Annotated in this window: 18 protein-coding genes; 3 read left to right on the top strand and 15 right to left on the bottom strand. The window is 71.4% G+C overall.

Going from position 1 to position 26004, the window contains the following annotated elements:
• Positions 1-82: 82 nt before the first annotated feature.
• The 8 genes from ACH4MY_RS27170 to ACH4MY_RS27135 form a co-directional block, all read right to left on the bottom strand.
• Positions 83-2053 carry an MFS transporter gene (locus ACH4MY_RS27170; protein ID WP_398006353.1) on the bottom strand — a complete coding sequence of 657 codons (1971 nt, stop codon included), beginning with the start codon at positions 2051-2053 and terminating at the stop codon, positions 83-85.
• 223 nt (positions 2054-2276) lie between these two features.
• Positions 2277-2450, bottom strand: a complete 174-nt coding sequence (locus tag ACH4MY_RS27165) for a hypothetical protein (protein ID WP_398006352.1) — start codon at positions 2448-2450, stop codon at positions 2277-2279.
• A 137-nt stretch (positions 2451-2587) separates the two neighbouring features.
• Positions 2588-7210, bottom strand: coding sequence for a tetratricopeptide repeat protein (locus tag ACH4MY_RS27160; RefSeq protein WP_398006351.1), 4623 nt, complete (start codon positions 7208-7210; stop codon positions 2588-2590).
• 252 nt (positions 7211-7462) lie between these two features.
• Complete coding sequence (locus ACH4MY_RS27155) at positions 7463-8731, bottom strand: aromatic acid exporter family protein (RefSeq protein WP_398006349.1); 1269 nt, start codon at positions 8729-8731, stop codon at positions 7463-7465.
• A gap of 192 nt (positions 8732-8923) precedes the next feature.
• Entirely contained in the window at positions 8924-11629 is a 2706-nt protein-coding gene (locus ACH4MY_RS27150) for a LuxR C-terminal-related transcriptional regulator (RefSeq protein ID WP_398006348.1), read from the bottom strand.
• Between the two features lie 115 nt (positions 11630-11744).
• The gene (locus tag ACH4MY_RS27145; protein WP_398006347.1) at positions 11745-12641 is read right to left on the bottom strand and encodes an alpha/beta hydrolase family protein; all 897 of its coding nucleotides are present in this window, start codon (positions 12639-12641) and stop codon (positions 11745-11747) included.
• 277 nt (positions 12642-12918) lie between these two features.
• Entirely contained in the window at positions 12919-13455 is a 537-nt protein-coding gene (locus ACH4MY_RS27140; RefSeq protein ID WP_398006346.1) for an NUDIX hydrolase family protein, read from the bottom strand.
• Between the two features lie 253 nt (positions 13456-13708).
• A complete protein-coding gene (locus ACH4MY_RS27135; RefSeq protein WP_398006345.1) occupies positions 13709-13918 on the bottom strand; it encodes a hypothetical protein in 210 nt (69 codons plus the stop codon).
• Between the two features lie 170 nt (positions 13919-14088).
• Here ACH4MY_RS27135 and ACH4MY_RS27130 point away from each other — a divergent pair, with 170 nt between their 5' ends.
• The gene (locus ACH4MY_RS27130) at positions 14089-18585 is read left to right on the top strand and encodes a hypothetical protein (protein WP_398006528.1); all 4497 of its coding nucleotides are present in this window, start codon (positions 14089-14091) and stop codon (positions 18583-18585) included.
• Here ACH4MY_RS27130 and ACH4MY_RS27125 read toward each other — a convergent pair.
• The 5 genes from ACH4MY_RS27125 to ACH4MY_RS27105 all read right to left on the bottom strand — a co-directional run bounded on the left by ACH4MY_RS27125 (position 18575) and on the right by ACH4MY_RS27105 (position 22092).
• Positions 18575-19405, bottom strand: coding sequence for a glycoside hydrolase domain-containing protein (locus tag ACH4MY_RS27125; protein ID WP_398006344.1), 831 nt, complete (start codon positions 19403-19405; stop codon positions 18575-18577). The two genes, ACH4MY_RS27130 and ACH4MY_RS27125, sit on opposite strands and share 11 nt — an antisense overlap.
• Positions 19406-19519: 114 nt before the next feature.
• Positions 19520-20026: a DinB family protein gene (locus tag ACH4MY_RS27120; RefSeq protein ID WP_398006343.1), complete on the bottom strand. Its 507-nt coding sequence runs from the start codon at positions 20024-20026 to the stop codon at positions 19520-19522.
• Between the two features lie 152 nt (positions 20027-20178).
• Complete coding sequence (locus ACH4MY_RS27115) at positions 20179-20595, bottom strand: DUF2185 domain-containing protein (RefSeq protein WP_398006342.1); 417 nt, start codon at positions 20593-20595, stop codon at positions 20179-20181.
• A gap of 414 nt (positions 20596-21009) precedes the next feature.
• A complete protein-coding gene (locus ACH4MY_RS27110) occupies positions 21010-21516 on the bottom strand; it encodes a hypothetical protein (RefSeq protein WP_398006341.1) in 507 nt (168 codons plus the stop codon).
• Positions 21517-21666: 150 nt separating this feature from the next.
• Positions 21667-22092 carry a DUF3291 domain-containing protein gene (locus ACH4MY_RS27105; RefSeq protein ID WP_398006340.1) on the bottom strand — a complete coding sequence of 142 codons (426 nt, stop codon included), beginning with the start codon at positions 22090-22092 and terminating at the stop codon, positions 21667-21669.
• A 94-nt stretch (positions 22093-22186) separates the two neighbouring features.
• Between ACH4MY_RS27105 and ACH4MY_RS27100 the strand changes: the two genes are divergently transcribed.
• Together ACH4MY_RS27100 and ACH4MY_RS27095 are read left to right on the top strand one after the other, a co-directional pair.
• A complete protein-coding gene (locus tag ACH4MY_RS27100; RefSeq protein ID WP_398006339.1) occupies positions 22187-22855 on the top strand; it encodes a MerR family transcriptional regulator in 669 nt (222 codons plus the stop codon).
• A gap of 229 nt (positions 22856-23084) precedes the next feature.
• Positions 23085-23834, top strand: a complete 750-nt coding sequence (locus tag ACH4MY_RS27095) for an ATP-grasp domain-containing protein (protein WP_398006338.1) — start codon at positions 23085-23087, stop codon at positions 23832-23834.
• 66 nt (positions 23835-23900) lie between these two features.
• Here ACH4MY_RS27095 and ACH4MY_RS27090 read toward each other — a convergent pair whose 3' ends face one another.
• Both ACH4MY_RS27090 and ACH4MY_RS27085 read right to left on the bottom strand, forming a co-directional pair.
• On the bottom strand, positions 23901-24068 hold the full coding sequence (locus ACH4MY_RS27090; RefSeq protein WP_398006337.1) for a hypothetical protein: 168 nt from the start codon (positions 24066-24068) through the stop codon (positions 23901-23903).
• Between the two features lie 160 nt (positions 24069-24228).
• Positions 24229-25728, bottom strand: coding sequence for a DHA2 family efflux MFS transporter permease subunit (locus ACH4MY_RS27085; RefSeq protein WP_398006336.1), 1500 nt, complete (start codon positions 25726-25728; stop codon positions 24229-24231).
• Between the last annotated feature and the right edge of the window lie 276 nt (positions 25729-26004).

Here is a 26004-nt window from a genome sequence, read left to right as displayed (position 1 = left end):
CCGGACACGACAGGAACGGAGCGCCGAAACAGCCGACGCCCCGTCCCCCGCACACAAGCGCCTGCCCCTTCATGGACGAGTCCTAGCGGTAGTGCTGTCCCGAGGCCGAGAGCAGAGCGACGGTGCCGACGTTGACCAGGGCCGTCGCGAGGAAGTACCCGATGTGTGCCTGGGCTTTGACGCCGGACGGTGACGCCAGGGGGTCGGTCGTTCTGGTCTGCCACCACACGAAGGCGGCGACGAGGATGCCTGCGGTCGGAAGCAGCATGACCTCGCCCGTGAAGTGCGGAACAGCACCGCTCATTCCGAGGATCCCGGCAGCGCCGAGCAGCACCCCACGCCCGTCGAAGGGCACGCCGACGCGACCCGGGCGGTCGTGCACCAGGGTTGCCACTCCGATGACGGCGACCAGGGCGAAGGGGATTCCCGCGAACAGGCACCCCCGCCAGTCCAGGCTCATGAGGAGCAGCCAGGACGCCAGCAGTCCGAGCGCCGGGCCGCCGCCCGCGATCGCGACGTAGATTCCGAAAGCCTTTCGGCGTTCCCTCGGGTCGGTGAAGGAGGTGGCCACCAGGACCGGCGCGGACGACGAGACCAGCGCGGCGAAGGCGCCCTGCAGGGCGCGCCCCGCGGTCAGCATGCCGGAAGAGGCCGCCATACCGCCGAGGGCGGCGGCCGCCGCGAAGCCCACCAGGCCGAACACCAGCATCCTCTTACGTCCCATGAGGCCCGCGATGCGGGCGCCGAACAGCAGCACTCCGACGAAGGCCAGGACAAAGACGACGGGCGTCACGTCGAGGTAGACGGTGGACGTCACCTTCAGGCCGCCCAGGGTAAGCCCCAGGTCCCTCTCGGCGTCGCCCCGGATCAACGCCATGTTGGAGAACGTCGCATCGGTCAGCACGACCAGTTGAGCCAGCGCGAGCGCCAGAAGGCCCCACCAGCGCCGGGGGAGAGGAACCTCCGGGTCCGGGAGGCGGGCTGGAGACGTGGGCGCGCCCCGGAGTCCGGGCGGTGTGGTCGAGGGTGCCCCGAAGCCCGGGGCGGCGCCGGAGTGGGCGGGGGCCGTCGGGACGTACGCGGCGGGCGTGGGCGTCGGCCGGGCGGAGGGGACGTGGGGGGCCGGCCGCGCGGCGACGGCATCGGCGGGCGCGGCGGGGGCGTAGTCCAGCAGATGTGCGGCGCGGCGTCCGAGCTGGGCCAGTACCGTCCCCGGCAGCCACTCACCCGCCTGTTCGGTCGCCGTGCGCGAGGCCACCTCGTGAGGGGTGGGGCGTTCGGCAGGGTCCTTCCGCAGACACGCGCCCACGAGATCGACGAGCGAATCCGGAACGCCCGTCAGGTCCGCCTCCTCCTCGGCGATCCGGAACAGGTGGGCGTTCAGACCGGTGTCCGTGGCGCCGAAGAGGAGACGTCCGGTGGCGGCGTAGACAAGGAGCGCGCCCAGACAGAACACGTCCGAGGCAGGGGTGAGTTCGAGGCCACGCACCTGCTCCGGCGACATGAAGCCGGGTGAGCCGATCAGCATGCCGGTGCGCGTGTGCAGACTGTCCCCGGCCAGGCTGTCCATCGCCCGCGCGATGCCGAAGTCGATGACACGGGGCCCGTCCACGGTCACCAGGACATTGGACGGCTTGAGGTCACGATGGATCAGGCCCGCCTCGTGCACGGCCTGCAGCGCGAGGGCGAGGCGGTTGGCGAGGGTGCGCACCGACTCCTCGGGCAGGGGCCCGAAGTCCTGGGCCACGACGGTGGTCAGGTCGGGCCCCGGTATGTACTGGGTCGCCACCCACGGCACGGCGGCCTCGGTGTCGGCGTCCAGGACGTCGGCGGTCCAGGCTCCGCCCACGCGCCGGGCCGCGGCCACCTCGCGTGAGAACCGCCTGCGGAACTCGGTGTGCTGGGCGTGTTCGGCCTGGACGACCTTGACCGCGACCGTACGTCCCAGGTCGGAGCGGCCCAGGTAGACCAGCCCCATCCCACCCGCGCCGAGGCGGGCGATCAGACGGTACGGGCCGATGTACGCGGGGTCCTCGCCAGTCAGCTGTTCCACGGTGGACGTCAGCCCTTCGGGTTCAGGTCGTCCAAGCCGCGCCGTGTGGCGCGTGCGGCGGAGGCGATCGGTACCTCGGAGAGGAGTTCGTCGTGGCCCATGCGGTGATCCCCCTGGAGTCGCTGCGGAGATCTCACGGTAGAACAAAGTCGAAGGCACCGAGATGGATTGCCGGCGAGAGGCCGGATCCTCGGAGTGCGACGACCGGCGGGAAACGCCGTGCTCAGGCCGCCGTGACGAATTCCTCCACGGCGTTCGCCCGCACCCACAGGTCGAGCAGACGCCGGTACTCCACCGCGCGCCGGTCGCTGTCCGGCTGACCCATGAGGTGTCGGATACGTTCGTTGACCCACTCCGCCGAGGGGGAGGGGGTCTGAGGCGATGGGCGGGAAGACATGACCACTACCGTACGGGTCGGGTCTGACAAGCCGACACCATTCCCACCGCGCCTGGCCCGAAGCGGACCGCACACGTCTCGTCGGCGACGCGATCCCCGGGGCCGGGATGGCGGTGGGCCATGGAGGGTGGGGGAGGTCACGGCAGTGCCCTGCTGCTCCCGCAGCAGTGCTTGAACTTGCGGCCGGCCCGCATCATGCAGGGGCAGGGACTGTTCCTGCGGGGGCGTACCACTGTCAGCGGCACGGTGGCGCCGACCGCCTGCCCCAGGATCAGGGCGCGCAGAAGGTAGGAGACGTCGTCGGCCGCCAAACCCTGCAGGTTCCTGCCGAAGACGATGATCAAGGATCCGTCCAGGGCCTTCCGGTACCAGTGGGGGTAGAAGTTCAGAGGCGTCGGCGACAGCAGCTCCTGACCACGAGGCCCGGTGATGGAGAGTCTGTTGCCCTCCAGGCGTGCCTCGACGCCGCCGCCCTCGACAGCCGGAGTGTTCCGGAAGTCCAGCGGCCGGCCTTCCTCGAGGTCGAGCATGCTCCTCAGGTTGGTGAAGCCCCCTTCGGTGAAGCTTCGAAGGATGAGGTCCTCGACGGTGTCGCCGTCGTCGGGCAGGCCCCAGCCGCCGTAGCAGTCGGCGATGACGCCGGCACGGTCCTGGCCGAAGAGGATGCACTCGATCTCGGTGTTCATCTCCGGCTGGGTGGGCAGGGGATCGTCCAGGTGGAGCACCTGTGAGCGGGCGCAGTGGGGGTGCGTCAGGCGGAGGGGGACGTGCTTCATCCCCGGGTGGTGAAGCAGCAGGAGTTCGGCTTCACCCGTCTCGTCGATGAGGAGGTTGCAGGCGGCACAGCGCTGCCGGGAGTTTCCGAGCCGGTGGATGACCGCTCTGACATCGAGCCGTGCCAGTGCGTCCCGCACCGTGGCGGCGACATGGATCCTCCTGCCCCCGGTCGTGGACCCGCTCGTGTCGACGCCGGGTTCCGCGGGGGCTTCCTCCGTTGCTCGGGGGACACGGGCGTGGAGCGATTGGATGACACGGTCGTCGACGTGCCGACCGTCGCCGAGGAGTTCCGCGAAGGTCGGCAGGTCGAGTGTCCCGGTCGTCTCCTGATGCAGTGCGCCGAGGTGGAGCAGTGCATCACCGGCCTCGGGCCAGTTGCCGAGTTCGTGGTGGAGCGCGAAGGACTGGCGTCCGTACGCGCGGGAGCCGTCGGTGTCGCCGAGGGCGCCGACGGCGCGGGCCAGGTTGAGGAGGCACGTGGCCCGCAAGGGTTTGTTGTCGAGCTGCTCGGCGAGTGACAGGGCGTTGCGGAACTCGTCTGCCGCGGTGTCGTACGCACGAAGGCGGGCGTAATGAGTTCCCAGGTTGCCGTGCAGCGCAGCCCCGGCCGTTCCCATGCCCCATCGCGCCGTCAGGGGGATCAGCTCGGTGATCATGGAAATGGCCTTGTCCGTCTCGCCGGTGTTGAGCAGGCAGACGGCGGCCTGGCTGCGGGCGGTGAGGGACACGTGAACGTCCGAGCGCCGCTGGGCGAGTTCGGCAGCCCTGCCGTACTCGTCGAGCGCCGCGGACCACTCCCCGTTCCTCGCGTGCACACTGCCCAGCGCCATACGGCACTGCAGGACCCCCGAGGTGTCACCGGCCTTGTCGCACCGCTCCAGGGCCTCCGTCGCGGCGGTCATCGCTTCCGTGTGAAGTCCGCGCAGCGAGTACAGGACGGCCAGCCCACGGGCGGCACGCGCTTTGGTGGACGGTGACGCGTGAGGAGACAGATCCGAGGTGACGGAGTGCAGCTCCTTCGCTCCTTCGCGCCAACGCCCGGCGGCGATCAGAGCCTCCCCCAGACTCGCCTTGATCTGCGCCTGTGCCTTTCGCTCCTCGGTGGTCTCCAGATGGCGGGCCGCCTCGGTCAGATGGTCGACGGCTTCACCGATGCGACCGAGATGCCAGAGGTACTCGGCCCTCTTCTGCAGTGTGAGGGCGAGGACGCCCGGATTGCCGACGTGGCGAGCCATCTCCAGCGCGTCGGCGAAGTACGTCTCCGCCTCGTCCGATCTCCCGATCCCGCCGTGGTACGACGCCAGATAGACCGATGAGCGTGCTCCGTGCTCGAAGTCCCCGATCCGGGCCGCGAGGACGGCGCACTCTCCGAGGAACCGGGCCGCCAGATGAACGTCCGCCCGGTCCGCCGCCCGGTCGCCGAGCCGGAACAGCGCCCGGACCTGCCCCTGGGCGTCACCGGTGTCCCGGTAGATGGCCAGTGCCTCCTCCAGGGGCCGCGCGGGGGCCGACACCGGTCGTTCCTCGACGGGCGTCTCCGCGAGCTCCATGAGGGCCTTGGCCTCCCATTCCCGGCTCCCCACCGCACGGGCCCGGGCGATGTCCTGCGAGGCGTCCTGGGCGGCTTGTGCCATGCGCCCCGTCCTCCGAAGGAGCGCGGAGATGGCGCCACGGTTCGAGAGGTCGGCGGGACTGCCGTCCCGGGACAGGTTCCGGCTGGCGCGGAGGTACTCCTCGGCGCGGTGCAGGCGACCGATCGCCATGTGGGCGAGGCCCAGGTTCCCCAGCGCCTGTGCCAGGATCTGGCGCTCTTCGACGACACGCCAGAACCGCAGACCGTCACGGAGGATCGGGATCGCCTCCCGGCCGCGGCCGAGGTTGATGAGCAGCGACCCCAGCGCCAGCTCGGCCAGGTACATCTGGTGGGGATCGTCCGCCCGGTGCGCCATCTCCGCACTCGACCGGTACAGGTCGACGGAGCGTCGACTCTCGCCCAGATGACTGGCGACCATGGCCAGATTGTGGTGGGCCGTGGCGGTCCAGCCGGGGTTCTCCGACCGGGCGCCGGCCTCGGCCACACTCCTGTAGACGCGCTCCAGATCGATCCAGTGACTCCCGTGCCACAGGAAGGCCGTGATGTCCGAGGCGAGGAGCACCAATGGTTCCCACTGCCCGTACTGCCGTGCCATCTCGGTCACGGCGACAGCACCCGGGCGGTCCGCGTTCAGGATGTGCAGGGCGTCCGCGTTGCTCAGGGCGGGAACCGTCGCCTCCGGATCCGTGAAGCCGATCGACTCCGTGGCGGCACGCGCCCGGACGGCCAGCATGAGACAGGCCTGCCGGACGACGGTCTCACGGGCTTCCGCAGGGCGGGCGGCGGACTTCAGCCGTGCGAAGCGATGCAGAATCTCATGCAGGACGTAGCGGTCCTCGTCGATCTGCTCGATGAGACTGAGCTCGAACAGGGAGTCCAGCAGATCCGACACCCGGTCCATGTGCTCGTCGTCGAGCTCGCCCGGACGGGCACTGACCGCGGCGACGACATCCGTCGTCAGCGACATATGAGGCAGGACACCGAGCGCCGCGAAGAGCTCCGCCTGCTCTCGGCCGAGGTCCGCGAAGCTTCGTTCGAGCACGGGCACCAGCGCGGTCTGCCCGGCCTTGAGAGCCTGCACCCCGCGGTCGGGGTCGGTGATGTCGCCGAGGAACCGGTCGACGTCGACCTTGGGGCGGCGCGCCAGATAGGCGCCTGCGATGTGCAGCGCCAGGGGATGCCCGGCGCACGCCTCCGCCAGCGAGGTGACCTGTCCGTCCGTGAGCCGATCGACGCCGGCGACCTCCCGGACCATCTCCTCGCTGTGCCGCGTGGACAAGGGAGCCAGGTCGATCACGGGGACGAGGCCGGCGAGCCCACTGAGCTTCGCGCGGCTCGTACACAGGACAGCGAAGGGACCGTCGATGCGCAGCACTTCGAGGAGGGAGTCCTCCGATGTGACGTCGTCGACCAGTAAGAGGACTCGGCTCTCGGAGAGTGCGCTGCTCAGCAGTGCCAATTGCTGTGCCCGGCCTTCGGGGAACTGGTCCCCGCCCGGACGCAGGGTGTGCAGGAGTGACGCCACCAGGTCCACGGGCTCACCCTCGCCCGCGGACAGCGCGAGGTCGATGTGGAACTGCCCGTCCGGGTATGCGTCGGAGACGAGGTGTGCCAGGCCCAGGGCGACAGCACTCTTTCCGATACCCGGTGGCCCGGTCACCACGACCGCCCGGATCCCCTCCTCGCCGGACCGCTCGAGCAGCCTCCGCCCTTTCGCGATCTCCGCCTCGCGCCCGAACAACGCCCGGAGCCTTCTGGGCAGGTTCCTTCCTGGCAGCTGCGGAGCAGTCTCCGGCGCGGGGGCCGACCGGGCCGTCTCCGCCTGCTTGACGTGCTCGTACAGCAAGGCCAGTACGTCCCCGGGCAGCACCGCGTCGGCGTTGGCATGCCGGATGTCCCGGCTGTCGTCCAGGAGCCGGCACATCGTGGAGTAGTGCCAGACGACCCAGCCCTTGAGCGGAAGTGCGAGCTCCCGAACCCGCTCACTCACGGCGCGGTGGACGCGATCGATACCCCCGCTGCCGGGTACGGAGGAGAGGGCCACGTTGCTGGCGATGAGCAGGTACTCGGGCACGCGTCCCTTGCGGACACGATTCGAGTCCGGCCTGGCCCACGCCTTCAGCTCCGAGTCGATCTGCCTGATGAGCCAGTCGGCGTCCTTGCCCGCACCCTCCGGACGCCCGCGGAACTTGGCCTGCAGGATCCCGTAGCCCGTCCAGGGATCCTCGGGTGTCGGATACCGACGCAGGCCCTCGAAGGAGGCCTCGCGCCCGCCGTCGGGACCCTCGCCGAAGATCTCCACGGACGGCCCGAGCACCTTGAGGGCCAAGGCTTGGGACAGCTCTTCGAACCGCTGGGGCCCGAGCCGGGTGAGGGCGTAGTCAGTCACAGCCCCATGGTCGTGCACGACACTGACAACGGACCTTCCACCGGCGATCGGCTGGTGGACCGCCGGGCCTGATCGGGCATCGAGTGCCGCGCTCAACGTGCTGGGAGGGCCGAGCCGGCCGCGTGCTGCAACGGCAGAGGGGACCTCGCGACACGCGGCCACGCCCGCTACCTCTTCCGGGAGCGGCCCGGACGCTTCCGGCCGCACGGCGGTCCGGCGGACATCCACCGCCTCGCTCCGCCCGGGCGGTGCTCACGACGTGCGACGTGACCGGCGGGCGAGGGCGGTGACGCGGCGGCGGCGTTCCTCGCGGGCCTGGGTGTGGCGGTCCAGTTCCTCCATGAGCCGGCGCCCCCGGTGGTCCGGGTCGAGTTCGTCGAGGATGCGGTCGATCTCGGCCAGCAGTGCCCCGTGCAGCTGCCAGTGGCCGGGATCGTCCGCGGCCTTGTTCCTCAGCAGCCCGGCGGCGCGGTCGCGGGCGGTACGGGCCGCCGCGAGTTCGTCGCCGAGGTTGTCCTCCGCCCGCTCGGCGCCGCTGCTCGAGTGGGAGGTGACGAGGACGGCGAAGCACACGAGGACGTCCCCGAGGTGCCGGACGGTCTCCTGGAGGGCCTGGGCCGTCTCCCCGCGGAACAGGACCGTGCCGCGCCGTTCCTTGGAGAGGTCCCGCAGCGTACGGGTGAGGACGCGCAGCACGACGGCGCAGATCTCCAGGGTGTCGAGCCCGGTGCGCAGCACGATGCGGTGCAGGAGCCCTTCCTTGACGCGTGGGTTCATCCGGAGGCTGTCCTCCGCCTGGCGCAGGGCCGCGTCGACGTCGGCGACGTCGTTGTCGAGGACCCTTGCCTCGTGGAGACGGGCAACGGCCCGTTCCACCGAGGCCGCCGAGGCGGCCGCCTCAGCGGTACGGGCGGGTTCCGGTCGGTCGTGGGGATCGGCGAGCTCCTCGCCGATGTCGAGCAGTAGTCTCCGCATCCTCCGGGACAGGTCCACGATCGAGTCGCCGGCGGTGTCCACCCAGACCGGCGGGACGAGCACGACATTGAAGAGCAGACCGACGACCGCGCCGATCAGCGTCTCCAGGACGCGGTCCCACGCCCGGTCGGCGACCTGGGTGACGCCGAGGACCAGCATCGCGCTGATGGCCACTTCGGGGATGAACTCCCCGACGCGGACGAACCGGCCCACGACCAGCGACGCGAGGATGACCAGGCCGAGGCTCCACCACGTCAGCCCGACGAGCGCGCTGAAAGCGATGGCGATGAGGACGCCGACGACGACGGAGGTGACCCGTCGCATGCTCGTCGTCAACGTCGAGTAGAGCGTCACCTGGACGACGAGCAGCGCGGTCAGAGGAGCCGTCAGAGGCGCGGGCTCGGCGCTGAGATTGAGGGCGACGACATAGGACAGCGTCGCCGCCGCCGTGGAACGCACGGTCTGGACCATGAAGGGGTCCCGCCGCCACCGCTGCCACCACTGCCACCGGCGGGGGTGGGCGAACAGATCGGAGGGGTGCGGCATGCGTACTCCTTCTCCGGCGGGCATCGGAACGTGCCGGATGCGCCTGCCCGCCCCGACACCGTCGAATCGCGATGGTTCGTGGTGCCGCCCGCGGGCGCGCGCCGACACGCCGACGGCCGGTCGCCGATTCATCAGGTCTCCGGATGTATCCACCGACCGGCGGACGCGCCCGGTCATCCACGGGCCGTCTGCCTACCCGGGCGTGTCCCACTGCCCGACCACACCCGAGAGTTCGACGCGGGACCGGATGCCCAGCCGGGCGAAGACGCTCCGGAGATGGTGATCGACCGTGCGGGGACTCAGGGCGAGACGGTCGGCGATCTCCCGGTTGGTGGCACCCTGTGCGACAAGGCGGGCGATCCGCTGCTGCTGCGGGGTCAGTCGTGCCCACGCACCGGGGGATACGACGCCGCCGGTCGCGCCGCCGGTGGCGCGCAGCTCCGACCGGGCGTGCTCGGCCCAGCCGTCCGCCGCGGCCCGTTCGAAGGTGACGAGCGCGTCGCGCAGCGGCCCGCGCGCGTCCCCGGGGCGTCGACGGCGTCTCAGCCACGTGCCGTAGGCGAGCAGGGTGCGGGCGCGTTCGAAGTCGTTGCCGCAGTTGTCGTGGTGGCGGACGGCCTCGTCGAACCAGTACGCCGGTTCCTCGCCCTTCGCGAGCAGGGCCCGGCAGCGGGCCAGGTGCGCCGGGGCCGCGCTGTCGACGCCCTGGACGGCCCAGACGGCGTACTCGTCGGCCGCCGCTCGGGCCTCGGCCCTCCGGTCGCCGGCGACGGCCGCCTCCACGAAGCAGGGCACGACCAGCATCCGCAGCGCGAAGTGACCGCCCCGCGGGCCGACGCGGACGAGCGGAACGAGCCGCGCCGCCGCCTGTGCGGCCAGTCCCCGGCCCAGTTCGCTCCGGGCCAGCGCCCACTCGGCGAGTGTCGCGGCCTGCGCGAGGCCGTGGGGGCGCGCCGTCTCCAGCGCCCGCCCGGCGTGCTCCGTCACCGCCCCCTCGTCGCCGACCACCGAGGCCACCAGAGCGAGGACGGCGTGCTGGTGGGCGGCGACGTTGCGCTGCCCGGTCAGCTCCGCCGCCCGCAGCCCCTCCCGGGCGGTGCGCGCGGCCCGGCTGTACCGGCCGGCCCGGAGTTCGGCGTACGCCAGGTGTTCGAGGACACGGGGCAGCAGGGAGGTACGGCGCTCCGCGCGGGCGCGGGCGAGCGCGCGGGCGTGAACCCGGGCCGCCGCCGTGGTGTCGCCGAGGACGAGCGCGGCCGAACCGGCCCGCAGCAGCAGCCTCGGATCGTCCTCGCAACCGTCCCGCGCGACCACACGCGCCAGCGAGGGCCGGGCATGGTCCAGCCGTACGCTCAGGGCGGCGCTCAGGCCCTCGGCGAAATCACGCTCGGAGCCCCGGGCGTCCCTGCCGCCGTCGAGGGCCGTCAGACAGGCGGGAACATCACCGCCCGCCCAGGCGGCCTCCATCGCGAGGAACCGGGCGTCGGACGCCTCGGCCGGCGCCCGGTCGCGCAACAGCTCCGCCGCCTGGAGAAGCGACTCGTACGCGTCCATGACAGGGCCGCCCGCGAGGGCGGCCAGCCCGCGGACGAGCTGGGAACGGCCGCGTACCACCGGCGCGAGGACCCGTCCGGCGGGGAAGGAGCCGAGGCGGTCGGCGCGGTGCTCCTCGCTCCACGTGAGCAATGCGCTCGTCGGCCCGGCCCCGGCCCCGGCCCCGGTGGTACGCGCCGGATCGGACCCGGTGGCCTCCTGGACACACGGGTGCCAGGCCTCCGGCGCAGAGGCACGGGCGGCCCGCGCGAGGAAGGCGTCCTCGAACCGGAGGAGGTCCCCCCTGCGGCACAGCAGTCCGTCCGCGAGAAGACCGTCGAGGGCTTCGACATGGGTACGGGTGGCCCGGGCGGCGGCGAGGACGGCGCCGATGTCCACCTCGTACGCGGCACTCGCACCGGCACCCCCGGTACGGTCCGCCAGAGCCACCAGGGAGAGCAGCCGACGGGAGTCCGCGGGAAGGTGGCCCAGCAGCCCGCCGTACACCTCGGCGAGGACGGCGCCGTCGGCCACCGGCCGTGGCAGGGGTGCGCCTCCGGCGAGTTGGGCGGCTGTGAGGCGCCGTGCCACCGAGGCGAGGAGCCCGGGGTGGCCTGCGATGTCGTCGAGCAACCGCCCCGCGACCGCGGGCGCCGGGGGCACGGCGCACAGCTCGCCCAGCAGGGCCCGTGCTCCGTCCGGCGTCAACCGCCCCAGGCGTACGGTCTCCGCCCCGGGCACCTCGGGAAGCCGGTGGTGTCGCGCGGCCGATACGACCCAACCGGTTCGTCCCTGCCTGCTCAGCTCGGACCGACCGGCCTCGGACCGGCCGCCTTCGTGACGACCTGCACCGTCGTGACGACCGGCGTCGTGGCGACCGGCCTTCTGGCGACCTGCGTCCTGCCAGGCCGCGGTGAGCGCGGCGCGCGAATGGGCGTCCCAGAGGTGCAGGTCGTCGAGACAGATCAGCGCCGGACGGCCGCCGAGGAGCTCGGCCACCGCCGCGGCGAGGCCGCTCTCGCCACGCGCCAGCCGCAGGGCCCGGCGTGCGGCCGACGGCGTGGGTGCGAGGGCGGCGAACAGGGCCCGGGCTCCGCTCCACGGCCCTCGGTGTTCCGGTGCGCCGACCAGATGGCCGGTGCTGCCGGGCCATGTGCCTGATGCCCCGGGGGATCCCGTACGGGCGAAGTCGTCGGCCGCGCGCGAGAGAACCGCGGTACGCCCCTCGCCCGGGTCGCCGGTGAAGAACAGCACACCGCCGAGTCCGGCCTCGATGCGGGCCGACAGACGGTCCACGGCGGCGAGTTCGGCTGTCCGGTCGTACAACCGCCGACGCGGGGCCACGGTGTGCATCGCTCCGCTCACGCCGCCAAGCTACCGACCCGTAAGGGACGGCGGAAGGCTCCCGGGTCCGGGCGGAGCCCGGGTCTGGACTGTGGCCCAGACCCGGGCTCCGTGCTCTGTGACGGTGCACAGGGCGTCAGGAACCGAGCGGGCAGCTGCCCCGGTACTCCGCGATCGTCAGGCTGGGCCGGGGAATCGGGCAGAGGAACTGCTCGTAGCGGGTGTCGTCGTCGATGAAGCGCTTCAGCCACGCGATGCTGTACTTCGCGATCGTCGTGTTCGAGGCGTTGGGGGTGAAGTGCGTGGCGCCGTTGAGCTCCAAGTACGCCTTGTCGAGCGAGGCGGGCAGGGTCTCGTAGAAGGGCTCGGAGTGGGTGGCGACGGGCGCGACCGTGTCGCCGTCGGCGCCGATGACGAGGGTGGGCGTGGTGATCTCGGGCCAGGTCTTGTCCGTGTTCCACGCGGTGAGGGGAACGGCGGCCTTGAGGGAGGGCCGGCTCTTCGCGGCTTCCAGGGTTCCGCCACCGCCCATGGAGTGCCCCATGACACCGAGCCGGGTCGCGTCCACACGGCCCCGCACGGTGCTGCGCTGGGTCAGATAGTCCAGTGCGGCGAGGAGCTGCCGTCCGCGACTGTCGGGCTGGTCGAGGGTGGTGTTCGTATCGATGGTGAACACCACGAAGCCCTGCGAGGCGAGCCGCGGCCCCAGCCAGGCGATGGAGGACTGCAGGGCGGTGAACCCGGGGGAGATGACCACGGCGCCGAACGTGCCGTCGCTCGTGGACGTGGGGTAGTAGATGGTGCCGCCGCCGAAGCCCGTGACGGCGAGGGAGGAGACGGAGGTCTCGGAGACGGCGTACGGGCCGCGGAGCGCCTCGATGCTCGCCGTGCTCGGCGCGGGACCGCGCTCGTACGGATTGGCCGCGGCGGCGGCGTCGACGGCGGATGTCCGGGCGTCGGCGGCGTGGACGCCGGGGGCGAGGAGCAGGGCGAGGCATGCGGCGGCGGAGACTGCGACAAGGTGTCGTTTCACGACTGAGTCGTCCTCTCGTGTCGTGGGGGCGACCGCCCGCCGGAGGAACAGGCCGGCGGTCGCACTGAGCTGGCCCGGCCACTGTCGGGCCGCCACGACACACAGACATCGGCAGAATCACCGGCCACGGAGACGGAGCCGTAGTCCCGCACCGAGACATGCACGGCCCCACACCTCGTCAGGGGTACGCCGGGACGCACCTCGTCAGGGGTACGCCCGGACCGGCGGACCGGCGGACCGTACCGGCCGCTCGTCGGCCGTACGCGAGAGGCCGAGCTCAGTAGGTGTACCCCACGTGCGCGATGGCCTGCTTCAGCAGAGCCCCGTGGCCGCCCGGCATCTCCCCCTGTACGGCCTGGGAGGCCGCTTCCCTCGGGCTGAACCAGACGAGGTCCAGCGCGTCCTGCCGCGGGCGGCAGTCACCGCTCACCGGCACGATGTACGCCAGGGACACCGCGTGCTGGCGAGGGTCGTGGAACGGGGTGATGCCGGCCGTGGGGAAGTACTCGGCGACGGTGAAGGGCTGCAGGGCAGGAGGGACACGGGGGAGGGCCACGGGACCGAGGTCCTTCTCCAGATGGCGCAGCAGTGCGTCGCGGACCCGCTCGTGGTGCATGACACGGCCGGAGACCAGCGTGCGGCTGATCGTTCCCTCCGCGCCGATCCGCAGGAGCAGCCCGATGCTCGTGACTTCGCCGCTGTCGTCCACGCGCACGGGCACGGCCTCGACGTACAGGATCGGCATCTGGGCCCTGGCCGCGTTCAGTTCGTCCGTGGTCAGCCAGCCGGGCGTGGTCTCAGTCATGTCAGACATCGCTTGATCATACTTTCCAGGCCGTGCCTTGGCCCAGATGGCGTGTCTGCCACCCGGGTGGGAAACGGGTGGACCCGCCGAGGGCCGCGCAAAGGCGCGTCCCGCCCCGGTCCCCGGCCGCACCAGGACGGCGGGGCGGCGATGCCGAGCCTCTCCGGGCGAAGGCCACCCGCCCGCCCGGACCTCCGCACCTTCTCGCCGAGCGCTCGTAGGGGGCGGCCTCTACGGCGAGGCCGCCCCCTACAGCCGAATCTCACCCCCTACGGCGCCGGCCCCGGCGCGAGCGGTGCATGGCCGCGAAGGCCAGGGCCCGTTCACGCGGGGTGCAGCCCCGGGTCATCCACAGCAGCGTGCCGTAGCGGACGAGTTCCCGGGCGAGGCGCAGGCCCTGGCTGACGCCCATCCACGGGGCGGCGGTGTCCGCCCACTCCGCCGCGTGGTCGAACAGCTCTTCGAGGTTCATCGTTCCTCCTGGTCGTGTCGGTCGTGTCGGACACGAACGAGGCTTCTCGACGCGGGAGTTGTTCAGAAGGGAGCCGATCGACGCCCGCGGCTCGCGCACTTCACGTACGCTGTCGACCTGGTCGAATAACGGTGTGTGGTTGTTTTTCAGTTGTGCCGAGGGATGAAGAATTGGCCGGTGAAGAAGAGCGTTGGCACCCCGCGGGTACGGGCCGGCGAGTCGGGTGGCCCGAGGACACGGCGGACTGGAGCAAGGACCGCCTGTGGGTCCTCGAGGCCGTGCGGCACTGGATGACGAGCGTCACCCACGGCTACGACGGGCGCCGCATGCGTACGGGGGAACTGGCCACGTGGTGTGAGGTGACCCCCGGGACCATCTCGACCTGGATCGGCAAGGGCGGGGTCTGGGCCGAGGCGGGCCTGGGGTACTGCGAGGTGGCGCGGGCGCGAACGGACTGCTCGCCCGCGTGCGGCAGCGGCTACGGAGACCTCGCCGAGCTGCGCCATCGTTACGCGGCGGCCCTGCGGGGGAGTGACGAGCAGCGGAAAGCGGCCCGGCTGCAGTCCCTGCGACAAGCGGCGATCCCCGCCGGGTACGTCCTCACCCCGAAAGAGGTCGACCGAAGGCTGCCGGCCCTGGTGCGGGCCCAGGAGGGGGCGCTGCGGTCCCTCGACGCGGTGACCGTGAACGACTTCGGGCCGGCCGTCGACCGAGTGACGCTGGCCGAGGTCCGTGTCGAACGGACCGCCGAGGCGCAGGTGCTCAAGCACATCGGCCGTCAACTGGCCGGCGCGGCACCGGGACAGGCCGCGGCCCTCGTCGGTGACCCCGGCGTCGGCAAGAGCTGCTCGCTGTGGGGGGTGCACCGAGCTCTGGCCGGACGCGAGGACGTCTGCCTGGTCCTGCTGTCCGCGACCTCGCTCCTCGACGCGGGCGGAGGCGCGGACCTCCGTACGCGCGAGCTGCCCGCGCTGCTGGAGGCGCACCGCAAGCGGACCTCTCGCGGTGCCGGCGGCGCCACGCGCCGGATCGTCCTGCTCCTCGACACCGCCGATCTGCTGCTCCACCGGCCAGAGACCGTGAACGACTTCGTCGAACTCATCACCGTCCTGCGATCCAGGCAGACCGCCGTGGCCCTGGCGTGTCGTGCCGGCGAGGCCGGGCTGCTGAAGGAGCGCCGGGACAAGGAGCGCGAGTCCGGCGCCTACACGTCGATCCTCGCGGACATCCGCCTCGGCGAGTACGACGACGGCCCCGCGGGCGACCACCGGCACGGCTGGGCGCCCGGCTCCGAACTCGCCCGAGCGATCGACGCCTACGCCCGCGCGTACGCACCGTCCCGCAACGATCGCGAGGGCAGCCTCCCGGATATGAGGCAGGCCCTGGCCGACGCCGCCGCCCGCGGACTGTCTCTCGGCACGCTCATCCGCCACCCCCTCCACCTGCGCATGGTCTTCGACCTCTACGCCCCCACGGGGCCGAGCGGATTCGACCTCGATGCGGCAGGCCTCTTCCACGACTACTGGCGATGGCGCGTCGACCGCGACAAGCGGCACGCCGTGGCGGCCCCCGGCACGGACCCGGAGGACCAGACCGAACCGCTGGGCCCGGTCGCCGCCGAACTCGGCCTGGCCACCCTGCTCGAAGGCACCATCGAACTCCGCCGGGACACCGCCCGCGACCTCGTGGCGTCCCGCCTCGCCGTGTCCGGGGCCAAGGCGGCCCATTGGATCGGACTCCTGCTGCGCCGGGGCGTCCTCAGCGAACCCTTCGCGGGCCGGCTGCGTTTCCACCACCAGGCGATCGGCGAGCACGCGGCAGGCAGAGGTCTCGCCGAAGCCCCCGCGGGACTCGAGGCGGCGGTGGGCCGCATCGCCGAGCACCCCCAGGATCTGTACCTCGCCGAGGCGACCCGACACGCCTTCCACCACAGCGACCGGGCGCACGCCCACAGGTCGAGCCGTAGATACTCCCTGCTGGCTCCCCTGGCCAAGGCTTCTTCCCCGGTCGCGCGGGAGACGTTCGTCCGCATCCTGGCCGGCCTGCGCAACGCCCCCACCCAGGCCCTCACCGACATCGTCCCCCTCCTGGAGGAGCCGGACAACGGCCGGGTGTTCGCCGAGCGGTACCTGGAGGTACTCGACGCCACCTGCGAGCCGGCCGAGGGCATCTGGCCCCCATTGCTGCGGACGATCTGGGACGCGGCCGACGGAACTCGGCGCCGGGAGGTCCTTCGGTCGCTGACGGTGCGCATCCGGCAGCAGCGCCCCACCGCCGCGGCAGTCCTCTGCGCCCTGCCCGCCGAGGACCTGCCGCGGCACGGTCTCGTATTCCACCTGACCACCCTGATGCGTCATCTGCACGAGGAAGGCGAAGCGGTCTCGAACACTCGACGGAAGGGTCGGGAACGAGGTGACGGGTGGGACGGACAGAGCGGGAGGGATGGACGGGAAGGGCGGGACGGACGGCAGCGTACGGCCGTCACGCTCATGAACGAGATGCTCGACGGCGCCTTGCGGCAACGCGGCGCATCCCTGGAACACGCCCTCGCCACGCTCGCCGATCTGGCCGCCGAATGGCCCGACTCGTACGGCGACATCTGTCGCGAGCTCCCCGAACGCCTCGCCGGGGTACCGGGGAAGGTCCCCAAGGACATCGACAGGATCGTCGCCTCGGCCGCGGCCTGCTGGGCCGCCGCACAGGCCCATGAGCGCACGGCCGACACCTTCCGGGCCCTCCGGACCTGCCTGGACGAACTGGCGCGGGGCGACCTGCCCGTCGCCACGCACCACGTCGTACTCCACGGTGTGGCCACCACCCTGTGCCGTCCCGGCATCCGTGTCGCAGCCCCGACGCTGCGCGGGGAGTTGGATGCGGCCGCGGCCTCGGCACCGAGCGACAACACACGGAAGAGCATCGCCCGCTACTTCCTCCGTCCCCTGCTCATGGCCGACGACCCACCTGCCGGCCGTACGGCACGGGAGTGGTGCCGCGCCAGGACGACCGTCGACCAGGTGCGACGGGATCCGCAGCCGCCCGGCACGGCGCTGGCCCTGACCGCCCTGGGAGTGGTCGGAGGCCAGAGACTCCCCGCCCGGGTGATCGCCGCGTCACTGCCCGACACGACCCGGTCGGTCACACCACGGGCCGCCACCCTCCAGCCGTGGACCACGGCCCCCTGGGACACCGACCTGACCATCGCCGCAGCGGCCGGCGGCCACCACCTCGCGACGCACGCCCTCGAACGACTCGTCGGCCTCGTCCCCGAGAACGACGGTGCGGCTCCGGAGACAGCGGAGCATGCGCGGAGCGAGCAGAGCTCCGACGAGAACCCGCAGGGGAGGAACTCGGACGTATGCGGGCAGAACGCGGACGTCGACACTCAGAGCCCGCACGCCGAAGCGCAGGACGAGGACACGGGCGCGGACGCGGACAGGCAGGACGAGGACCCGGACGCCACGAAGGTCACCGGAAAGCGCCGCCGCAGAGGACGCCAGCTGCGCAAGCGGCTCCCCGCGCCCCGCGAGGAGGTCATCGCCCGCGTACCCGAAGCCCCGGGACTGCTCCTGCCCTGGCTGCTCCATGACGCGCAACGCCGCCAGGACACCGATGCACTGATCGGCTTCGCCCGGGCCGGTGAGAGGTCCCTGCCCGACGACCAGGCCGAACAACTGCACCTCATCGCCGCTCACCTCGGGGGACAGCCGACCAAGGAGGCGACAGCGGCCGCGAACCGGCTGACCGCCCGAATGATCAGCCGCGGCCTCACTCCTCCGGGCACCCCACACAGCCTGCGGGCACAACTGGAGGCACTGCGCTCGAGTGCCATCGCCCAGACGGAGCTGCTGGAGGCAGTGACCCAGGCCCTCACCGCCAACCCCACCCTCTGGGACCTGAACACCGCGCGTACGGTCCTGACCCCCGTCCTCGACGAACTGGTCGAACGGGCCGCGACCATGGCCGCCACCATCACCCGGCCCCAGCAGGGGCAGGAGGCCTATATGCGGACCGGGAACGCCGCGCACCTCCTGAGGGTCCGGCTCGCCGTCCTCGACGCACGCGGCAGGCTCGCCTCAGGCGCCCAGGACATCGGCCTCGCGGACGTCCACGCGCTGGCCTTCGAACCGGGAGACCTCTGCGTACCCGGCGGCCACAGCCTCGCGCAGCCGGGCAACGTGTGGCCGCACCGGTTCGAGTCCATGCCCCGCCTCTGCGTCGACCTCCACGAGGCGGGCCGCCCCGGGGACGCGGAAGAACTCCTGGAGGCGGCCGTCACCGCCGCGACCTCCGCATCCGGCCCGTCCGCCCGATGGCGGAGCCTCGCCTGGAACCCCTGGCGCCCCTACCTGCGCCTCCTGGTCAGCGAGCGTTCCCACCTGTACGACCTGCTCATCGGCTACGGCCCCCGTGACCACCAGCTGGCCCGGCACCTGCTGGAGGTCGCGGGGCAGACCATCAGCAACATCTCGGAGGAACTGCACCGGCTCCTGGCGGACCCGGCATGGCCCGCCGAACTCCGCGAGGCGGCCCGCCGCACCGCCTCCTGGGCGGGCCGTGACGGCGCCAATCTGAGCTGGGAGACGGTCTACGAAGACATCGAAGAAGGAGCGGCCGCGGGGCGTGACCTCAGCGTGGAAGGATCACGGCCGGATGCCGTCAGCCGATGATGGCGACGGGGGCGTCCCAGGCGTTGCGGTCGACGGTGATGGTGTAGCCGCCCCGCGTCTCCCTGCTGTTGGCCTTGTACTGGTGGGCGCGGCTGTGGTCGGTGTACAGCTTCGGATCCCACGGCCAGTCCTTGGTGGTGGTCTCCTGGCCGTTCCACAGGGCGTACCAGAGGTTGCCCGGGAGGTCCTTGCGGTCCTTGGCCGTGGCGATCGCCTTGGCGCTCGAGCTGCTGAAGCCGTAGAGGCCGGCCCGGTAGGTCTTGGCGCGCAGGGTCTTGGTGAAGGAACGCACATAGGTCAGGGTCGCGTCGTTGCACGCCTTGTCGGCGATGTCGTACGACTCCATGTTGAGGTAGATCGGGCTGCCGGCCTTCATGCCGAGTGCCGAGGCCTTGGCGACCGCGTCGTTGGCGTTGCTCACCCCGACCGACGCCGCGGTGGCGGTGCTGAAACGCTCCTTGTTCCCGCTCTTCTGGCAGGGCGGCTGGGCGCCGACGTAGAGCGGGACGACTCGCCAGCCGAGCGTGTCGACCGACTTCACCCAGGGCTTCGTCAGATTGGGCTGGGCGCAGCCGCGGTTCCTGCCGCCGATGTAGACAGCCACCCCGCTGTAGTAGCCGTCCTTCTTCCACGCCTTCATCGCGGTGAGCGAGGGCGCCGTGCAGGCGTCGAACGCCCTGCCCGAAAAGGTCTTCTGCGCCGGCCACGCCGTGGCCGCCATCGAGGTCTGCGCCGCGACCCCGGCACCGGCCACGACGACGACACCGGTTGTCGCCAAGGCTATGTAGCGGCCTCTTCGGGACAGTCTGTGCTTCGCCATTCCCCACCCATCCGAATTTCGTGCCCCGGACCTCCGGAACCCGTCCACCCTAACCGGCGGCATCGCGTCGTGATCAGTCACCGGAGACCCTCTCCTCGGCCTCGCGGACGGCTGCTAGTCGCCGGTCGTGCCGTCGAGCAGCTCGCGCAGGATGTCCAGGTGGCCGTTGTGGCGGGCCGTCTCCTCGGTGAGGTGGAGGAGGATCCAGCGCAGGTCGACGTGGAGGCCGTTGCGGACGGCCCGCTTCGCCTTGTCGTCCAGGTCGTTCGCCGCGACCAGCTCGCGGTAGCGGGCGCTCTGCGCGGCGTACTCGTCGAGCAGCTGCGCGAGCGGGAAGTCCACGGCGATGCGCATCTCGCGGTCGGGGTCCTCGTCGGTCCAGGGGCCCTGGTCCTCCTCACCGAGGAAGACCACCTGGAACCAGTAGTACTCGACCCAGCGGAGGTGGTTGATCAGTCCGCTCAGGGTCATCAGCGGCGAGCCCGGCAGGAGTGCCCTGCGCGCGTTCTCCGCGGAGACGCCGTCGCACTTGGCGCGGGCGGTGTCACGGGTGTAGTCGAGGAACGTGGTGAGCTGGCTGCGCTCGTCCCACGCGGTCGGCGTGTCGTCGATTCTTGTCATCGCGCGAAGCGTCCCCGATCCCCGCGACCCGTGTCGAGGCAATTATCGACGGACTCGACGCTGGTGGTCACCGGTGCGGGTGCGGGCGCGGGTGCCGGTACGGGGCCGGGTCCTGGTTCGGCTCCGGGTTCAGTGAGGGTCCGGAGAGGGGGCTACTGCTCCGCCGATGGCTGCTGATCGTCGTGGGCGTCCGACTGTGTCGGCCGAGCCGCCCGGCCCGGGACGTAGTACGCGCTCTGCGGGACCTCACGGCCCGACACCGCGTCGAGGATCCGAAGTCCCGCCCCGTCCTTCACGATCTGCAGGTCCGACCCGACCGGGAAGTCGTAGACGGCGATGAGGGCCGGCTCGATCGCACACAGCTCGTTGAAGTCGGTGACGGCCCAATTCCCCGCGTCCGAGAGGTACTCACTCGAATCGACATCGCTCATGACACGCCATCCGTTGTCGGCCGCGTGCCGCGACGGCTTGCGGTGCGCCCACCGGATCCGACCCGCGCCCGAGAGCACGCTCCGTGTGGCCAGACTCGCGCCGGCACCCTGGATGAACTCAGGGTAGGAACGGGACATGCGGATACCTCCGGCAGGTCGACTGCGTGTGGGGGAGTCTTCCACACCGCCCGGACACCGGTACCGGTATGGACCGGATGCGGGAACGGCGGGCGTCGCACCTCGCGGCAGCGCGGGTCAGTACCCTGACCCGGTTTCCGCGAGACGGAACATCTACCCTCGATGCCCGGGCGGTGCCGCTGGTTCGCCCGACACATCCAGCAGCACGGGCAGGGCCGGCTGCCCGACCGCGCCCTCGCGACACCTGCCCTGGACGCGTCCCCCGTCGAAAGCTGCCTTCTGGCGGTCGGCCCCGACCAGGTGGGCCGCTTCCGTGCTCCCTGAGTACCACTCGTAGCCATGTGCGTTGTGGAGTGAAGCCGAAGCCGCGTCGGCCGAGGAGGTCCTGTCCGGGGCCGACGGGTCGCGGACGCCTCAGACAGGAGCCACGTCGGCCCGGCGGGCAGTCGTCGTGCGTGCCGGGTCGTAGGCCCACAGGGCGACGCCGATGAAGACCACCTGCTCGGGGATCCTGAACCACAGAGGCGTGGCAGGCTCCCCGTCGAACGGGAGCTGCTCGACGGCCGCGTAGATGTTGGCCGGGAGCATCAGGACGAACAGTGCGGCGAGGCCGAGCCCGGCCGTCGGCCGGGTGGCCTCCCGGACGAGTCCGGCGGCGCCGAGGAGTTCCAGGACACCCGTCGCGTAGACCGCGAGGCTGGGGAACGGCACGAACGGCGGGACCATCGCGACCAGGTCGTGCCGTCCGGGTATCGGGCCGAGGGCGGACGGGAGGAAGTGGGCACTCGCCGTGAAGGCCAGCATGACCGCGAGGCCGTGCAGGACGGACACCCGCCAGGTCGCGAACCGTCCGACGCCGAACGCGCCGAGCAGCCGGAACAGCACGGTGGGAACGGCGATGAGCATGAGTGTGCCGAACATGAGCGGATCCTTTCGGTAGGTCGTGCGCCCCGGCGGGCGGGACACGAAGAAGCCGTCCGACTCGGCCGACTCGCCGTCCTCGACGACCTGCGACGCGCTGGGACCGGTTTCATCGGTGCATGGGCCCTGCGGTGTCGGGCATCACGGGTATCAGGCGGGTCGGTCGTCAGGGCCGGCGGCTTCGGACCTCGCCTTCTCGGCGAGGCGGCGTTCGGCCTCTTCCCAGGTGATCGGCAGGTGCTCGGCGTCGGTTTCCCAGAAGACGAAGGTCGAGGGTCGCATCCGGGGCCGCATGGCACGCATGGCATCGCCGTGCGGGTCGGAACGGGCGTACGCGGAGAGCGCGGCGCGGTCCTGCCAGGCGGAGAGGGTGTAGAAGACCCTCCCGAGAGGTCGGGCGATCAGCGAGGCGCCGTACGCGCCGGGTGCGGTCCTGACCTGGCGCCAGGACGCCGTGGAAAGCAACAGGAAGCGGGGGACGTCTCTGAGGGACCGCAGTTCGAAACGGGACGCCATGACGAGCACCGGCGCCTGCGGCGGCGCGGGGTTGAGGGTGTTCCAACCTAATGTGGGCACGGCGGAGAGCCCCTTCCAGAGGGTTGTGTGGATGGGCGCGGCTACAGAATGGATAATAGCGCTATCCGCTATCCATTGCAGAGAGAGTGAGTGGATGAAGGTCTCCGAGCTCAGTCGACGCACGGGCGTGCAAGTGCCGCTGATCAAGCACTACTTGCGCGAAGGGCTGCTGCCTCCTGGGCGGGCCACCGCGTCCAACCAGGCCGAATACGGCGAAGACCACGTGCACCGCCTCCGGTTCATCCGCACTCTGATCGGGACCCGAGGTCTGTCGACCGGCGCGACGAAGGAGATCCTGGACGCGATCACCGCCGAACAGGAGGACCTGCACCAGGTCTTCGGGATCGTGCTGGGTGTGCGACCGGCCGGGAACGAGGAGAACGCCGACGCCGAAGAGCCCCTGAAGGAGCCGGAGCAGCCAGGCCTGACCGACGCGCGCATGCTGATCTCCGAGATGGGCTGGGACGTGTCCCGCGGCAACCCGGCCGCACACACCCTGGCGGAGGTCCTCACCGCCCTCGCGGGCCTCGGCGCGGACATCGACTGGCGCGACCTGCTGCCCTACGCCCGACTCGCCGACGGCATCGCGGACGTGGACATGCGGCAGATGGGCGGCGATCGCGACCTGCTGGCCCAGGCCGAACGGGCCGTGCTGATCACGGTCCTCCTCGAACCCGCCCTACTGGCCCTTCGCCGACTCGCCCAGGAGGGCAAGTCGGCCCGGCACTTCGGCAGCCCCGGCCCCGGCGAATCGACGCCATGACCGTATGAGCGCTCGCACCCACATCGCGATGGCTGCTCGGTGGATCGGTTCGGTGTTCATGCGGCCTCTGGCGGCGGGCCGAGCGGACGGCTCGGGCCTGCGCCCCCGGGCAGCCCTGCCGCCCTGAACCGAAGGCGGACGGGAAGGGGGCGGGGTTAGCCTGGAGGCTTCGCACGTCGCGAAGGGGAGGGTTGCGGTGCTTGTCATGCCTGGGCGGCGGACGTCGACGATGGAGCTTCTGGCCGTCGAGGCGGCGGGGCGGGGGATGGAGGTCCTGGCCGCGGAGGCGGCCTCTGCGACGGCTGGACCGGCGTACTGGTACGGGGGCCCGGTGGCAGGCGCACGGTTGGCGGGACAGCTGGGCTTCGCGTTGCTCGAACCGGCGGACGACTGGCTTGCCGGTCTGCCGGAGGAGTTCACCGGGCGGGAGGTCCGTGCGGCAACCGTCCTGGACGCATGGGCGATCGAGCGGCCGACGTTCGTCAAGCCGCCGCGGGACAAGTCCTTCCCGGCTGACATCTACACGGACGGTTCCCGGCTGCCCGCGGATCTGGACCCGGCGACGCCGGTGCTGCTCTCCGATGTGGTGACCTTCGCTGCCGAGTACCGGCTGTTCCTGCTCGACGGACAGATCGCCGCAGGCAGTCGATACGCGGTGTTCGGCCGGCTCGACCCGCACCCGCTCGACAGGCACGGGCCCATCGCCGCGGAGATCGCCGAATTCGTCGGCCGCCTGATCGCCGCAGCCGGGCCCGCACTGCCGAGCGCCGTCGTGGTGGATGTCGGGCAGCTGCTCGACACCTGCCGCCCGGGTCACCGGTGGGCCGTGGTGGAAGCCAATATGGCGTGGTTCTCCCACGCGTACGCCGCGGACCCGGCTCGGGTGCTGGACGTAGTGCTGCAAGCAGCGGGGCCGCGCGAGCACGTGAAACCGGCGGATCTGCCGTTCGTGCGGCACTGGATCTCTCCGGCCTCGTGAGTCCCGTCCCTCCGGGGTCCCGTACGGCCGACACCAGCCGACCGACCCGCCGGAGTCGACGGGCTGCTACACCGTGTTGAAGAGAAGCCGGGCCGCGGCCTTGGCGGCTTCCGCAGCTTCGAGCACGTGTGCGGGGAAGTCCGTAGTGGCCTTCAGCTCTGCCCGGAGCTGCTGCAGTGCCGTGAGCAGGGCGTCCTGGGCCTCGCTGGACATGTGCATCTGGCTGCGTCGCATGTCTCGAGCGTAGGGCGGCGACCACGGAGCGGCGCAGTGAGCGGGTCCGGGCGGGGGACAGGACCAGCGACCAGAGGCCGGTCCCGCCACGTGGGAAGGTCGGGCCACCCGCCACTCCCGCCGTACGGGAGCGACGGGCGGGTGGCCTCGTGTGCAGGTGTCAGGTGACTGTGGGGGCGGCCTTGCTCGTCGTGGTGCCGCCTTCGTCCTGAGTCTCCGGCGCTGCCGGCCGCGGCGGAACAGGCGGGGTACGGACCAGCAGCGCGACCAGCACCGCCAGGGTGCCGATCACGGCGCCGACGCCGAATCCCCATCGGATGCCCGTGGCCAGGGCGCCGGTCGCGTCGGCGCCGTCCATTGCCGCCGTGGCGGCGTGTCCCGACATGACACTGATGATCAGTGCGGTGCCTGCGGCGGCCGCGACCTGCTGGAGCGAGCCGAGGATGGCCGAGCCGTGGGGGTAGAGGTGCGGTGGCAGCACGGACAGACCGGAAGTGAACACGGGGGTGAACACGAACGCCATCCCGGCGCTCAGGGCCACGTGAAGGGCGAGCACCAGCCACGGTGAGGTCTGTTCGCCCGTGAAGGCGAACAGCGCGAGGCAGAGCGCCGTGAGGGCGGCTCCGGGTACGACCAGGCGCGGTGCACCGAGTCGGTCGTAGAGCTTGCCGACCTGTGGCCCGAGCAGACCCATGGTCAAACCGCCCGGGATGAGGAGCAGCCCGGTCTGCAATGACGAGAGACCACGTACCTCCTGCAGATAGATCGGCAGCAGGATGAACGCGCCCATGAGCGCCATGAAGGACAGGCACATCAGGCCGAGTGCCACGGAGAAGTGACGGAACGCCAGGGCGCGCAGGTCCAGGAGCGGCGTGGACGAGCGCTGAAGCGCCAGCTGACGCCATACGAACAGACCGACCAGCACGGCGCCGGCCAGGGTCATGGCCGCCGGGGGGACGGGGGCGTGGCTCGCGTTCCCGGCTCCGAGCTCGCTCAGGCCGTAGATCAGGGAGCCGAAGCCCGCTGCGGCCAGGGGGACGGACAACCAGTCGATCGGGCCGGCCTGCGGCTCGCCGATGTTGACCAGTTTGCTCCGGCCGAAGAGGGTCATCGCTCCGGCGATCGGCAGCACGGCCAAGAAGAGCAGGCGCCACGTCCCCAACTGCAGGAGTACACCGGAGACCGCGGGACCGAGCGCGGGTGCGACGGAGATGACGAGGGTGATGTTGCCCATCACACGTCCGCGTTCGTGCGGGGGTACGAGGGTCATCAGCGTCGTCATGAGCAGCGGCATCATGACGGCGGTGCCGCTGGCCTGGATGACGCGGGCGGCCAGCAGTACGGGGAACGCGGGCGCGGCCGCGGCCAGCGTCGTACCGGCCAGGAACAGTGCCATGGCCAGGCTGAACGCCGTCCGGGTCGTCACGCGCTGCAGGAACCAGCCCGTCACCGGGATGACGACGGCCATGGTGAGCATGAAGGCCGTGGACAGCCATCCTGCGGCGGCCGCGGTGACCTCGAACTCGCGCATGAGCCGCGGGATCGCGTTGACCATGATCGTCTCGTTGAGGAGGACGACGAACGTGGACAGTACGAGAATCCGCAGCACGGCGGTGACGTGGGCGGGCGGGAGGGTGGGAGTCGTGTGTGGTGCGGGCATGGCGCCTTCCGTCATGTGAGTGTCCTCCGCACGTGGCGGCTCACGCAGACAGACGGCGGCGCCGGGAAGAACTCATCGGTGCTCCCGATCCTGACGGCGGCGCCACCCGAGCACAAACCAATTTTCCGACCCGGCCGGAACGCGGGCTCGGCGACCGCTGGATCCGCAGGCGATCCGCCTCACGATCCATCGGCTCAAGACCCAATCTCCGCCCCGTCGCAGCGAGTAGGCCGGAGCATGGAACCGAGGGAATCTCAGGAAGCGCTTACCCCACGG

Origin of the sequence: Streptomyces sp. NPDC017246, assembly GCF_044331325.1 — a bacterium.
Lineage (GTDB): Bacteria > Actinomycetota > Actinomycetes > Streptomycetales > Streptomycetaceae > Streptomyces.
Note: the sequence above shows the minus strand (reverse complement) of the source record. Positions and strands in the feature narration are given on the sequence as shown.

Bases quoted from the DNA above. Each gene is read 5' to 3' on its own strand.
- ACH4MY_RS27120 (WP_398006343.1), bottom strand. From the start codon at position 20,026: ATGACAAGAATCGACGACACGCCGACCGCGTGGGACGAGCGCAGCCAG.
- ACH4MY_RS27165 (WP_398006352.1), bottom strand. From the start codon at position 2,450: ATGTCTTCCCGCCCATCGCCTCAGACCCCCTCCCCCTCGGCGGAGTGG.
- ACH4MY_RS27110 (WP_398006341.1), bottom strand. From the start codon at position 21,516: ATGTTCGGCACACTCATGCTCATCGCCGTTCCCACCGTGCTGTTCCGG.
- ACH4MY_RS27090 (WP_398006337.1), bottom strand. From the start codon at position 24,068: ATGCGACGCAGCCAGATGCACATGTCCAGCGAGGCCCAGGACGCCCTG.
- ACH4MY_RS27125 (WP_398006344.1), bottom strand. From the start codon at position 19,405: ATGGCGAAGCACAGACTGTCCCGAAGAGGCCGCTACATAGCCTTGGCG.
- ACH4MY_RS27135 (WP_398006345.1), bottom strand. From the start codon at position 13,918: ATGAACCTCGAAGAGCTGTTCGACCACGCGGCGGAGTGGGCGGACACC.
- ACH4MY_RS27155 (WP_398006349.1), bottom strand. From the start codon at position 8,731: ATGCCGCACCCCTCCGATCTGTTCGCCCACCCCCGCCGGTGGCAGTGG.
- ACH4MY_RS27085 (WP_398006336.1), bottom strand. From the start codon at position 25,728: ATGCCCGCACCACACACGACTCCCACCCTCCCGCCCGCCCACGTCACC.
- ACH4MY_RS27140 (WP_398006346.1), bottom strand. From the start codon at position 13,455: ATGTCTGACATGACTGAGACCACGCCCGGCTGGCTGACCACGGACGAA.
- ACH4MY_RS27095 (WP_398006338.1), top strand. From the start codon at position 23,085: ATGGAGCTTCTGGCCGTCGAGGCGGCGGGGCGGGGGATGGAGGTCCTG.
- ACH4MY_RS27100 (WP_398006339.1), top strand. From the start codon at position 22,187: ATGAAGGTCTCCGAGCTCAGTCGACGCACGGGCGTGCAAGTGCCGCTG.
- ACH4MY_RS27115 (WP_398006342.1), bottom strand. From the start codon at position 20,595: ATGTCCCGTTCCTACCCTGAGTTCATCCAGGGTGCCGGCGCGAGTCTG.